10 protein-coding genes are annotated in these 11,580 nt (G+C 70.0%); 2 read left to right on the top strand and 8 right to left on the bottom strand.

Annotated elements, in window-relative coordinates; translation table 11 throughout:
• Nucleotides 1-349: 349 nt before the first annotated feature.
• The 7 genes from Q0D75_RS16905 to rpsO all read right to left on the bottom strand — a co-directional run bounded on the left by Q0D75_RS16905 (nucleotide 350) and on the right by rpsO (nucleotide 6,622).
• Entirely contained in the window at nucleotides 350-934 is a 585-nt protein-coding gene (locus Q0D75_RS16905; RefSeq protein WP_291056052.1) for a hypothetical protein, read from the bottom strand.
• Between the two features lie 56 nt (nucleotides 935-990).
• Entirely contained in the window at nucleotides 991-2,187 is a 1,197-nt protein-coding gene (locus Q0D75_RS16900; protein ID WP_291056050.1) for an NAD(P)/FAD-dependent oxidoreductase, read from the bottom strand.
• Entirely contained in the window at nucleotides 2,180-2,917 is a 738-nt protein-coding gene (locus tag Q0D75_RS16895; RefSeq protein ID WP_366513453.1) for a class I SAM-dependent methyltransferase, read from the bottom strand. The genes Q0D75_RS16900 and Q0D75_RS16895 overlap by 8 nt, the downstream gene beginning before the upstream one ends.
• Nucleotides 2,918-2,920: 3 nt before the next feature.
• Entirely contained in the window at nucleotides 2,921-4,069 is a 1,149-nt protein-coding gene (locus tag Q0D75_RS16890; protein ID WP_291056048.1) for a type III polyketide synthase, read from the bottom strand.
• Between the two features lie 78 nt (nucleotides 4,070-4,147).
• The gene (locus tag Q0D75_RS16885; protein WP_291056046.1) at nucleotides 4,148-4,795 is read right to left on the bottom strand and encodes an FMN reductase; all 648 of its coding nucleotides are present in this window, start codon (nucleotides 4,793-4,795) and stop codon (nucleotides 4,148-4,150) included.
• Nucleotides 4,796-4,797: 2 nt separating this feature from the next.
• Nucleotides 4,798-5,991 carry an LLM class flavin-dependent oxidoreductase gene (locus Q0D75_RS16880; RefSeq protein WP_291056044.1) on the bottom strand — a complete coding sequence of 398 codons (1,194 nt, stop codon included), beginning with the start codon at nucleotides 5,989-5,991 and terminating at the stop codon, nucleotides 4,798-4,800.
• 361 nt (nucleotides 5,992-6,352) lie between these two features.
• Nucleotides 6,353-6,622 (bottom strand): 30S ribosomal protein S15, encoded by a 270-nt coding sequence (gene rpsO / locus Q0D75_RS16875; protein ID WP_259527083.1) that lies wholly within the window; start codon nucleotides 6,620-6,622, stop codon nucleotides 6,353-6,355.
• 196 nt (nucleotides 6,623-6,818) lie between these two features.
• Here rpsO and Q0D75_RS16870 point away from each other — a divergent pair, with 196 nt between their 5' ends.
• Nucleotides 6,819-7,919 (top strand): 2-oxoglutarate and iron-dependent oxygenase domain-containing protein, encoded by a 1,101-nt coding sequence (locus tag Q0D75_RS16870; RefSeq protein ID WP_291056042.1) that lies wholly within the window; start codon nucleotides 6,819-6,821, stop codon nucleotides 7,917-7,919.
• On the top strand, nucleotides 7,916-9,283 hold the full coding sequence (locus Q0D75_RS16865) for an MFS transporter (RefSeq protein ID WP_291056039.1): 1,368 nt from the start codon (nucleotides 7,916-7,918) through the stop codon (nucleotides 9,281-9,283). Before Q0D75_RS16870 ends, Q0D75_RS16865 begins: the two co-directional genes overlap by 4 nt.
• 16 nt (nucleotides 9,284-9,299) lie before the next feature.
• Here Q0D75_RS16865 and Q0D75_RS16860 read toward each other — a convergent pair whose 3' ends face one another.
• Complete coding sequence (locus Q0D75_RS16860) at nucleotides 9,300-11,549, bottom strand: UvrD-helicase domain-containing protein (RefSeq protein WP_291056037.1); 2,250 nt, start codon at nucleotides 11,547-11,549, stop codon at nucleotides 9,300-9,302.
• Nucleotides 11,550-11,580: the final 31 nt, after the last annotated feature.

The raw sequence follows: 11,580 nt of genomic DNA, 5'->3' as shown, positions 1-11,580 counted from the left end.
TCTCGAAGCGGACGGTGCGGGTGCCGTACTTGCCGTTGTCGAGAACGGCTTCGGCGAATTTGATTTCAGGACCTTCCAAGAGGTCTTTCTCCTTTGTTTAGCGTCGCGGCCCCGTGTGGGCATGCGACTCCTCGCGTGGGAGCAGGCGTGTTCGGCAGGGAATTTCGACGTTCCCTGAAAGTCTGTTCATACAGCTTCGTCATGGGGCGTGTGTGCTGGCCACCAGTAGACAATCTCCGAACGCGTGTCATAGGTTCGGAAATCCACCACCGAGGACCAGCTTCCTGCCAGCCTGCTCACAACGTACCCATGCTACCAGCACAACCTGCGAGAACCGAGGATGGCTCCGCTACCCCACCAGCGTGTCGAGCAGCACCTCGACCCGGAACGGCCGCTCGGTGCCCACGATCCGCGCCTGCACCTCGGCGGCGGCGTGCTCGGAGGCCAGGGGCAGCAGCCGCGCGTTCCAGGCCGGCTCCAGCTCGGGCGGCAGGAACCCGGCCCGGTAGAGCTGCCCGTCGCCGGCTCGCAGGTCGACCGCGATCCGCAGCCGCAGGCCCAGCCAGCGGCTCGCATCCGGGGTCAGGATGGCGGTGGGCTCGCCCTTCGTCTTGGCGCGCGCCGCCTCGATGCCGGTCTGACGACGCTCCGACTCGAGCACGCGCACGGTGTGCACCGGCGCGATCTCGACCAGGTCCAGGCCCTCGAGCGACGTGCGGGTGTTCTCGCTGTCGCGGCCCTTCGGCCGGAGCAGGGGAACGATCAGCAGCAGCGCCGCCACGATCGCCAGCACCAGCAGGGCGATGGAGAGCACGGCCCCGAGCACGCCGCCGATCCGCGAGACCAGGCTCGCCGCCATCGCGAGCACGAGCACGACCGCGAAGAGGAAGACCTCCCAGCGCCAGAGGGGCTTCCGTTTGCGCGCGTGGTCCATGCTTCCCATTCTGCCGTGCGCGGACGACCGTCCCTTCCGTGCCCGGGTGAGCGTCTTCAGCGACCGCTCATCGTGAAGGCGCGGGCGAGCGCGCGGCTGAGCGGCGGCAGAGCGGCGGTCGCGATCAGGGCGCGACGGAGCGCGAAGCCCGCGCCCGACGCGGGCCGGCCCATGGCCATGTTGAATTCGGACAGGCGCGCCGCGGCACGCGCGGAACGGAGACGGGCGCGCTCGAAGTCGCCCAGCCGCGGAGATCTCCCGCGGTGAGGCGATTCCAGCGCCCCCAGCAACGACGGCACCCGCTCGGCCAGCGCCTCCGCGTCGAGCCAGCCGAGGTTCATGCCCTGGCCGCCGATCGGGCTCACCTCGTGCGCGGCGTCGCCGATCACCACGAGGCGCCCGTCGTCCGAGGCCATCCGGGGCAGGATGCGCCGCCGCACACCGAAGACGCTGGTCATCATCGAGGTGGCGGGGTCGGGAGAGGTCCCGGGCACCGTCCGCCCGGCGATCAACCGCGCCAGAAGCTCCGCATCGGTGCTCCGATCACCGAGGTCGAGGTCGAGGCCTAGGTCGAGCGGCAGGTGCGTCACCCACCGCCGCCGCTCGCCCGGCAGCGGGAACGACTCGACGATCCCCCGCGGGTGCAGGTGCAGTACCGCGAGTGCGCCGTCGCCCGTCGTGTCGGCGAAATCGCCCATGACGAAACGGTGGGGGTAGCTGCGGCCGGCAGCCGGGTACCCGAGCGCACGCGCGACGACCCCGGACGCGCCGTCCGCCCCCACCACGAGCCGCGCGCGCACGCATCCGGCCCCTCCGCCGAGCTCGAGACGCACGGACGACGCCTCCCGCTCGACCCGGCGCACCTCGATTCCGGTGCGGAGCGCATCCGGATCCAGAGCGGCGAGTCGTGCGCGCAGGATCCGCTCGGTGTCCAGTTGCGGCAGCGACACCACGAACGGCAGGCGCGCTCCCGTCGAGGTGAAGTCGAGCCGTGCCCGTTCGCGGCCGCGGATACGCAGCACGCCACGGTCGATCCGCACGCCCGACTGCACGATCTCCTCGAGCACGCCCAGCCGCTCGAGCGCGGCGAGCGACGGAGGATGGATGCCGATCGCCCGGGAGTGCCGGTGCGCCTGGGAACGCTTCTCCAGCACCACGACACCGATCCCCCGCTGCGCCAGCGCGGTCGCCAGGAAGACGCCCACCGGCCCCGCGCCCACGATGGCGACGTCGTGCAGGGGTTCGTCAGGCATCGGCTGCGGGCGCCGTGTCACGGGCTGCAGCGCTCGCGGCATAACTCAGGAGGTTGCGATAGGGCGCCTGGGTCTCCACCGTCCACTCGCGACGCGCGGCCACCCGCAGCTCGGCCTCGGTGTAGCTGCGGCGGATGGAGGTGAGCCCGTCTTCGCGGATGAAGGAGTTGCGCAGCGGCAGCGTCGCCACCGAGAACGCCGCGTAGGCGAGCGGGCTGCGCCGGATGTCGCTGTGGATCGACAGACCCCGGCAGAGCAGCTCGCAGTCGATCAGCAGGTCGGAGAGCTGATCGGCGGCGAGGTGGTGCAGCACGTGATTGGAGATGACGAAGTCGAAACGCACCGCGATGCCGACCAGCGCGGCACTCGTGGTGCGCAGGAAGCGCACACCGTCGGGGTTGGGGGCGCGCTCCGCGAAGTCCAGGGCGCGCGGGTCGGGGTCGATGGCCGTGACCTCGAGCAGCAGGCGGTCCTTCGCCGCCCAGCGGGCGAGCGCCCGGGCGACGTCTCCCCCGCCGCATCCGATGTCCAGCAGCGTCGACGGCTCGGTGCGCGACAGGAGCGGGCGGATGCGCTGGCGGTAGGTGTCCCGCCAGCCTGCCACGACCGCGTTCACCAGCCGGAACTGCTCGTAGGTGCGGTTGAGCGTGAGGAGGTCGCAGTCGGGCTCGTCCATGCGCTCGCGCGCGTCGACCGCACGCTTGCGCATCGGGGGGATGCCGAACGCCACGCTCTAGGCCTCCCGCGCGGGCCGGAGCGTCATCAGTCCCGTCTCGACGGTGAGGCCCGGGCCGAAGGCCATGGCGCACACGCGGTCTCCGGACGCGGCATCCGCGACCGGCCCGGCCTCCATGATCGCCTTCAGCACGAACAGGATCGTGGCGCTGGACATGTTGCCGTACTCGCGCAACACGCCCCGCGAGGGCACGAGCTGGGCCTCGGAGAGCTGCAGCTTCGCCTCCACCTTGTCGAGGATGCTCCGGCCACCCGGGTGGATGGCCCAGTGCGCGATCGAGTCCTGCGGAGCGTCGCCGAGGCCGGGCTCGCGAGCCAGCAGCGGTTCGAGAGCCGCGGAAATGTGCTGGTCGATGATCTTCGGCACGTAGGAGCTGAGGATCATCTCGAAGCCCTCGTCGCCGATCTTCCAGGCCATGTCCTCTTCACCGACCGGCGTGAGCACACTCTCGAAAGCGTCGAGGTCGAGCACGGGAGACGAGGACGGCAGGTTGCGCGCCGTCACGATCGCCGCCGCGGCGCCGTCGGCGAAGACCGACGACGCCACGATCTGGTCGGGCTCGTTCGAGGAGCGCACGTGCAGGGTGCACAGCTCCGCGCTCACGACCAGCACGACGGCATCCGGATCCGCCTCGCAGAACGACTTCGCCATCCGCAGGGCCGGGAAAGCGGCGTAGCAGCCCATGAAGCCCACGTGGTATCGCAGGGTGCTCGGGGCGAGGCCGAGCTGACGCACGAGTACGTAGTCGGGCCCCGGGGCGAAGAACCCGGTGCACGAGACGGTCACGACATGGGTGACGTCGGCGGCGGCGATGCCCTCGACGGCCTCGAGAGCCCGACGGCCGGCCTCCACGTAGAGGGCGCTGGCGCGCTCGATGTAGAGCTCGTTGCGCACCTTCGTGGAGGGGGCGAGCAGGCTCCCGCTGGCGAGGTCGAAGAACTGCGGATGCTCCGTCTGCGTGTCGAGCGTGAGCTCGTCGATCACCGTGTACCGGGTGTCGATCCCCGATCCGTCGAAGGAGGCGGAGACCAGGCGCGTGCCGAGCCGGGTCAGGCCCGGCTGCGACGCGAACACGTCGCGCACCTGGGGCTGCCGGAGCACTGTGGCCGGTATCGCGGTCTGGATGGTTCGCACGCTCACTGCCATAGGCCCATGTAAGCACGATCGTGTGCCGGTATGGGCCTCTGGCGGCAATGTCCCATCGGCCGCCCGGACAGCGTCGGCCTACTGCGCTCCGTAGCCGCCGACGGGGCTGAACGACGCGTCCAGATCGAACGGGTCCTTCACCTCGGTGGAGCGGGTGGAGACCGCCACCACGGCGGCGAGTTCGCCCGCGGCCCGGCGGATGCGGTCGGGCAGGGTGGGGAAGCCGTCGTCGGCCGATCCGCTCCCCCAGTCCTCGGTGGCCGCGAACACGCTGGTCGGCAGCACCGGGGCACGCAGGTAGCTGAACAGCGGGCGCAGGGCGTGGTCGAGCGCGAGCGAGTGCCTCGGGGTTCCGCCGGTCGCCGCGATCAGGGTCGGCAGACCGGTGAGGGCGGTGTTGTCGATCACGTCGAAGAACGACTTGAACAGGCCGCTGTAGCTGGCCGTGAAGATCGGCGTGACCGCAATCAGGCCGTCGGCCGTGGTCACGGCGTCGATCGCCGCCTGGAGGGCGGTGCTCGGGAAGCCGGTGATCAGGTTGTTCGTGATGTCGTGCGCGAGGTCGCGCAGGTCGATCACGGTGAGCTCGGCGTCGACCCCGCGATCGGCGAGGTCGGCCACCGTCGCCTCGGCGAGGCGGTCGGCCAGCAGGCGCGTCGACGACGGCTGGCTGAGCCCCGCCGAAACGGCGACGAGCTTCTTGGCGGACGTGGCATCCGTGGTCATCGTCAGGCTCCCTGCAGGCCGAATGCGGCACCGGTGTGGGCGGCGGCCGAACCCGAGCGGGCGGCCTCGGCGGCGACGGCGGACTGGGCGTCTGCATCCTGCACGGCCTTCGCGGTCCGGCGCGCCGCCATCCGCTCGATCTCGCTCTGGTGGGTGGGGCCGTCCGGAACGTGCGCGGGGCGCAGGGCGTCCATCTCTTTGCGCAGCACGGGCACCACGAGCTCGCCGAGGAGGTCGAGCTGCTCGAGCACGGTCTTCAACGGCAGGCCGGCGTGGTCCATCAGGAACAGCTGGCGCTGGTAGTCGCCGAAGGTCTCGCGGAAGCCCAGCGTGCGGTCGATGACCTCCTGCGGGCTACCGACGGTCAGCGGGGTCTGCGAGGTGAAGTCTTCGAGGCTCGGGCCGTGGCCGTACACCGGAGCCTTGTCGAAGTACGGGCGGAACCGGTTCACCGCATCCTGCGAGTTCTTGGCCATGAACACCTGGCCGCCGAGGCCCACGTAGGCCTGGTCGGCGCGGCCGTGGCCGTAGTGCTCGAAGCGCTGGCGGTAGTAGTTCACGAGGCGCGCGAAATGCTCCTTGGGCCAGAAGATGTGGTTGGCGAAGAATCCGTCGCCGTAGTAAGCGGCCTGTTCGGCGATCTCAGGGCTGCGGATGCTGCCGTGCCACACGAACGGCGCCACGTCGTCCAGCGGTCGGGGCGTGCTGGTGAAGCCCTGCAGCGGCGTGCGGAACTGGCCCTCCCAGTCGACGACCTTCTCGTCCCAGAGGCGGCGCAGCAGCGCGTAGTTCTCGATGGCGAGCGGGATGCCCTGGCGGATGTCCTTGCCGAACCAGGGGTACACCGGCCCGGTGTTGCCGCGGCCCATCATCAGGTCGACGCGGCCGTCGGCCACGTGCTGCAGCATCGCGTAGTCCTCGGCGATCTTCACCGGGTCGTTCGTGGTGATCAGCGTGGTCGCGGTGCTGAGCAGCAGCTTCTCGGTCTTGGCGGCGACGTAGCCGAGCATGGTCGTGGGGCTGCTCGGAACGAAGGGCTCGTTGTGGTGCTCGCCGAGGGCGAAGACGTCCAGCCCCACCTCTTCGGCCTTCTGCGCGATGGTCAGGATGGCCTTGATGCGCTCGTTCTCGGTGGGGGTGGTGTTGTTCGTCGGGTCGGTGGTGACGTCTCCGACGGTGAAGATTCCGAACTGCATGTCGACTCCTGGGTCGCGTTCCGTGTTCGGCGGTGTCCCGTCAAACTTCCATGCGTTTGCATGAATATCGTGTTCAACGCTCCGCCCGCCGATCTATTCCCGGCCCGGCAGATCCGGATTCTGACCTGATCGATTCGATGGAGTTCGCGGCTTCACGCGGGCTGTCACTCCATCCGTTCCGCTGTCCGACCCGAATGTCCATCGAATGTGAACGCGCTGGCGAATTCGAACGCGCCGGGCCGGGAACGACGAAGGCCGCCACCCCGGAGGGTGACGGCCTTCGTGAAGAAGATCGCGGTGTCAGCGAAGAGCTGCCGAAATCATCGGTGCAATCGTGTCGCCCGGAGGGCGAACAATTGGCTCAGCGACGCAGGCCGAGGCGCTCGATGAGCGAACGGTAGCGGTCGATGTCGATGTCCTGGAGGTAGCCCAGGAGGCGGCGACGCTGGCCCACCAGGAGCAGCAGTCCACGACGCGAGTGGTGGTCGTGCTTGTGCTCTTTGAGGTGCTCGGTGAGATCCTTGATGCGACGGGTCATCATTGCGACCTGCACTTCGGGGGATCCGGTGTCACCGGGGTGGGTTGCGTACTCTTCGATGATCGCCTTCTTGACGTCTGACTCGAGTGCCATAGATGGGATCCCCTCTCTCTCGTTGCGCGGTGCCGGTCAGCCTGATGCTGCGGCTCTCTTTATCCGCGGCCGTTCTCACGGCAACCTGTAGAGGTTACCAGAAACACGGTTGTAACAAACGCGCGGCCGGTTCGACGACGGATCGGGAACAGTCCATAGTGGAGAGGCGTTGGATGACGGCGGAATGGATAACTCAATGACTCTCGAAACGACACAGAACACCCCGGCGGCGAACGCTCCGGCGGCCGGCACGCTCGACGCGGCCACCCTCCCCGTACTCGACCTCTCCCGGCTCGGCGCCAGTGACGCAGAGGCCGAGGCCTTCCGCCTCGACCTGCGCGAGGCCACCCACGAGTACGGCTTCTTCTACCTCACCGGCCACGGCGTGCCGCACGAGCTGATCGAGCGCGTGATGACGACCGCGCGGCGGTTCTTCGACCTGCCCGAGGCCGACAAGCTGGCCATCGAGAACCTCAAGAGCCCGCATTTCCGCGGCTACACCCGCGTCGGCGGCGAACTCACCCAGGGCAAGGTCGACTGGCGCGAGCAGATCGACATCGGCGTGGAGCGCGAACCGGTGGAGCGCACCGCCGACACTCCCGACTACATGCGCCTCGACGGCCCCAACCAGTGGCCGGATGCTCTCCCCGAGCTCCAGCAGGTCGTCGCCGAATGGTACGACGAGCTCAGCCGGGTGGCCCTCACGCTGCTGCGGGCCTGGGCGGTCTCGCTCGGCGCATCCGAAGACGTCTTCGACGCCGCCTTCGCCGAGCGCCCCTCGACCCTGATCAAGATCGTGCGCTACCCCGGCAAGAGCGACCCCGAGCCCAAGCAGGGCGTCGGCGCCCACAAAGACTCCGGCGTGCTCACCCTGCTGCTCGTGGAGCCCGGCAAGGGCGGCCTGCAGGTGGAGAAGGACGGCGAGTGGATCGACGCCCCTCCGCTGGAAGACGCCTTCGTGGTGAACATCGGCGAGCTGCTCGAGGTGGCGACCGACGGCTACCTCAAGGCCACCGTGCACCGCGTGATCTCGCCGCGCATCGGCGACGACCGCATCTCGATCCCGTTCTTCTACGCTCCGGCCCTGGATGCGACGGTTCCCGTGCTCGAACTCCCCGAGGCGCTCGCGGCCGAGACCCGCGGGGTGACGGCCGATCCGGGCAACCCGATCTTCACCACCTACGGCGAGAATTCGCTCAAGAGCCGACTGCGTGCGCATCCGGATGTCGCCGCCCTCCACCACGCCGACCTGGTGGAGAAGATCGCGGCGGCGGCCGCGCAGAACCACCAGGCGTGAGCGACTCGCCCGAGACGCCGGCGAGGCCGGAGGCATCCGCGACTCCCCCGCAGCACGAACCGCCGGCGAAGCGGCGCAATCCGTTCGCCGACCTGACTCCGCTGCGCGAGAGCCCGGCCTTCGCGCGCCTCTGGGCGGGCCAGGCGATCTCGGGCATCGGCAGCCAGATGACCATCGTGGCGGTGGGCCTGGACATCTACCGCCTCACCTCCTCCACGTTGGCCGTGTCGGGAGTGGCGCTGTTCGCCCTGCTGCCGATGGTGATCGCGGGTCTGTACGGCGGCATGCTGGCCGACGCCTTCGACCGCCGGAAGGTGGCGCTGATCGCCGCGATCGTGGCCTGGGTGTCGACCGCCGTGCTGGCGGTGCTCGCCTGGAGCGGCACCGACAGCGTGGCGGCGCTCTACCTGCTCGCCACCGTGAACGCGGTCTCGGCGACCGTCGTGGGGGCGACGCGTTCGGCGATCTACCCGCGCATCCTGCCGCGCGAGCTGCTGCCCGCGGCCGCCGCGCTGAACGGCATCACGATCGGCATCATGGTGACCCTCGGCCCGGCACTGGCCGGCGTGCTCGTGGCCACGGTCGGCTTCGGCTGGACCTACTCGATCGACGTCATCCTGTTCATCGCCGCCTTCGTGGGCATCGCGAGCCTGCCGCGCATCCTGCCCGAGGGCGAGGTGCAGCGGCCAGGGCTCGCCTCGCTGAAGTACGGGCTGTCGTTCCTGAGGCACGCGCCGAACATCCGCGCGCAGTTCCTGGTCGACATCGCGGCGATGACCTTCGGGCAGCCGCGCGTGCTGTTCCCGGCCATCGGCGTGCTCGTGCTGGGCGGCGGGCCGATCACCGTGGGCATCCTCACGGCGGCCTCGGCGGTGGGCACCATGCTCGCGAGCGTGTTCTCGGGGCGGCTCGGTGGCGTGCGCTGGCAGGGCCGGGCGATCGCCCGCGCGGTGCAGGCCTACGGATTCTTCGTGGCGCTGTTCGGCGTAGTGATCCTGGTCGCGACCCTCTCGGGCGCCCCCGCCTCGCAGGATCTCGCCGACGCGAACGTGGTCGGGATCGTGCTGGCCTCCCTCGCCCTGGCGGCGACCGGCGCGGCGGACGAGATCAGCGCGATCTTCCGCACCACGATGATGCAGGCCGCCGTACCCGACAACATGCGTGGCCGCCTGCAGGGCGTGTTCACGGTCGTCGTGGCAGGCGGACCGCGGATCGGCGACCTCTACGTCGGCGTGCTCTCGGTGTTCGCCGCGCTCTGGTTCCCGCCGCTGCTCGGAGGCCTGCTCGTCATCCTGGCGGCCACGCTCATCCTGCGCCTGGTGCACACCTTCCGCGCGTACGACGCGCACGACCCTCGCCCGTAAGCGCCGCCCGGGGCGCTCAGAGACCCGCGGGAGCCTGCTCGCCCGGGGCGAGCGCGAGCGTCAGGCGCTGGGTGGGGCGGGTCATGGCGACGTAGAGAGCGGATGCTCCGCGCGTGTTCTCGGCGATCAGGCCGGCCGGCGAGACCACCAGCACCGAGTCGAACTCGAGGCCCTTGGCGTCGGCGGGCGTGAGCAGGGCCGCACTGCGGGCGAGACCGGCGACACCGACACCGAGTCGGTCGCCGAACTCGGCGGACAGCACCTCGCGCATCCGCTCGAAGCGGGACGCCGGTGCGATCACCGCACTGGTGCCGCCCGACGCGATCATCTCCCCCAGTTGCGCCGACACCAGGGCTTCCAGCTCGGCGTCGTCGGCACTCGGAAGGGCCGAGACCGGCCACGGCGTGGTGCGAACCGACCGCGACCGGGTGACCGAGAGGCCGTTGGCCTCCGCCACCCGCTCGGCGGCATCCACGATCTGCGAGGGCGTGCGGTAGTTGACCGTCAACTCCTCGAGCCGCCAGTTCTCGCCGATCAGCGGCGACAGTGTCGCCTCCCAGCTCGTGGAGGAGGCGGCGGAGCTCGCCTGCGCGACATCGCCCACGATCGTGAACGAGCGCAGCGGCGCACGGCGCAGTAGCACACGCCACTGCATCGGCGAGAGTTCCTGGGCCTCGTCGACGACGATGTGGCCGTACGTCCAGCTGCGGTCGGAGGCGGCCCGCTCGGCGGTGGTCAGCGACGCGGCCGATTCGGCGAATCCGGCCACCACCGACTCGGCCGACACCTGGCCCTCCACGTCCATGTTGCGGATGGCGTTCTTGGCGTTCTCGAGATCGCGCTTGCGCTGCGCCTTCTCGGCGCGCTTCTGGGCCGAGTCGACCGCGTCGAGCTCGCCGAGCAGCTCGGCCGCCTCGTCGAGAAGCGGGATGTCGGAGACGGTCAGCTCGGAACCGCGCTCGCGCCGAAGCAGCTCCCGCTTGGCCTTGGACCAGTGCGAGGTGAGCGAGGCGAGCCACTGCGGCCGGGCGTAGAGGTCTTCGAGCAGCTTCTCGGGCGTCAGCGGGATCCAGGCCGTGTTCAACGCGACCCGCACGTCGTAGGAGGTGCGGATGTCTTCGCGCAGGTAGGCCTGATCGGCCTCGTCCACCGTGCTCCCGCGCCGGCGCAGCTGGTCGGCGAGCTGACGGGTGAGCTGACCCAGCACGTTCTTCACGAACGACACCCGGCCCTCGTTGTAGGGCTTGCCGGATTCGCGCGCCTTGGCCATCGCCTCGGCGATGGTGGCGGGCTGCAGCACGAGGGTCTCGCCGTTGATCTCCAGCGTCTGCGGCTCCTCGGGCACGCGCTGGCGCGATCGCACCGCCCGGCGGATGAGCGCGGCCATCTCGGCCGACCCCTTCAGTGCCGCGACAGCGGGAACGTCTTCGGCGGTGACGTCGAGACCGGGATACAGCTGCCCGAGACTCGCCAGCACCACGCCGGTCTCGCCGAGGCTCGGCAGCACGGCGTTGATGTACTGCAGGAAGGCCCGGCTGGGACCGACGACGAGCACACCGCTGGAACCGAGCCGCTCGCGGTGCGTGTAGAGCAGGTAGGCGGCGCGGTGCAGCGCCACGGCGGTCTTGCCGGTTCCCGGCCCGCCCTGCACGACCAGCACGCCGGCGAGGTCGGAGCGGATGACGCGGTCCTGCTCGGCCTGGATGGTGGAGACGATGTCGTGCATCTGACCGGTGCGCTGCGCGGTGAGCGCGGCCAGCAGCGCGCCTTCGCCCTGCAACTGCGTGCCGTCCTCCTCGAGCAGGGAGGCGTCGAAGACCTCGTCTTCGATGCGCACGACGTCGCGGCCGCGTGTGGTGAGGTGCCGGCGCGCACGAGCACCGAGCGGAGTGGCGGCGGTGGCCTGGTAGAAGGCGCGGGCCTGAGGCGCCCGCCAGTCCAGCAGCAAGGGCTCGAGGTTCTCGTCGCGCAGTCCGATGCGGCCGATGTAGCGCAGTGTCGAGCTGCCGGCGCCGGGCTCCGGATCGGGTTCGATCAGTTCGAGGCGCCCGAAGGCCAGTCGCTCCCCGACCTCGCGCAGCTGGTGGATGCGGTCTTCGTGGACGCGGGCGAAGGCATCCCGCTCGGATCGCGACTGATGGTTGCCGCCGACGTCGTCGCGCCGCACCACGGTCAGCTCGCGTTCGGCCTCTTCACGCAGACCGTCGAGCCGCTCGTACAGACCACCGACGTACTCCCGTTCGCGTTCGAGCTCTGTCTCCGCCACTGCCACCTCCCGGATCCCGGCGAATCATTCT

This window comes from Herbiconiux sp., assembly GCF_023264855.1.
GTDB lineage: Bacteria > Actinomycetota > Actinomycetes > Actinomycetales > Microbacteriaceae > Herbiconiux.
The sequence above is the reverse complement of the archived record's forward strand: the minus strand, read 5'-3'. Positions and strand labels throughout refer to the sequence as shown.

Bases quoted from the DNA above. Each gene is read 5' to 3' on its own strand.
- Q0D75_RS16905 (WP_291056052.1), bottom strand. From the start codon at position 934: ATGGACCACGCGCGCAAACGGAAGCCCCTCTGGCGCTGGGAGGTCTTC.
- Q0D75_RS16900 (WP_291056050.1), bottom strand. From the start codon at position 2,187: ATGCCTGACGAACCCCTGCACGACGTCGCCATCGTGGGCGCGGGGCCG.
- Q0D75_RS16890 (WP_291056048.1), bottom strand. From the start codon at position 4,069: ATGGCAGTGAGCGTGCGAACCATCCAGACCGCGATACCGGCCACAGTG.
- Q0D75_RS16885 (WP_291056046.1), bottom strand. From the start codon at position 4,795: ATGACCACGGATGCCACGTCCGCCAAGAAGCTCGTCGCCGTTTCGGCG.
- Q0D75_RS16880 (WP_291056044.1), bottom strand. From the start codon at position 5,991: ATGCAGTTCGGAATCTTCACCGTCGGAGACGTCACCACCGACCCGACG.
- rpsO (WP_259527083.1), bottom strand. From the start codon at position 6,622: ATGGCACTCGAGTCAGACGTCAAGAAGGCGATCATCGAAGAGTACGCA.
- Q0D75_RS16870 (WP_291056042.1), top strand. From the start codon at position 6,819: ATGACTCTCGAAACGACACAGAACACCCCGGCGGCGAACGCTCCGGCG.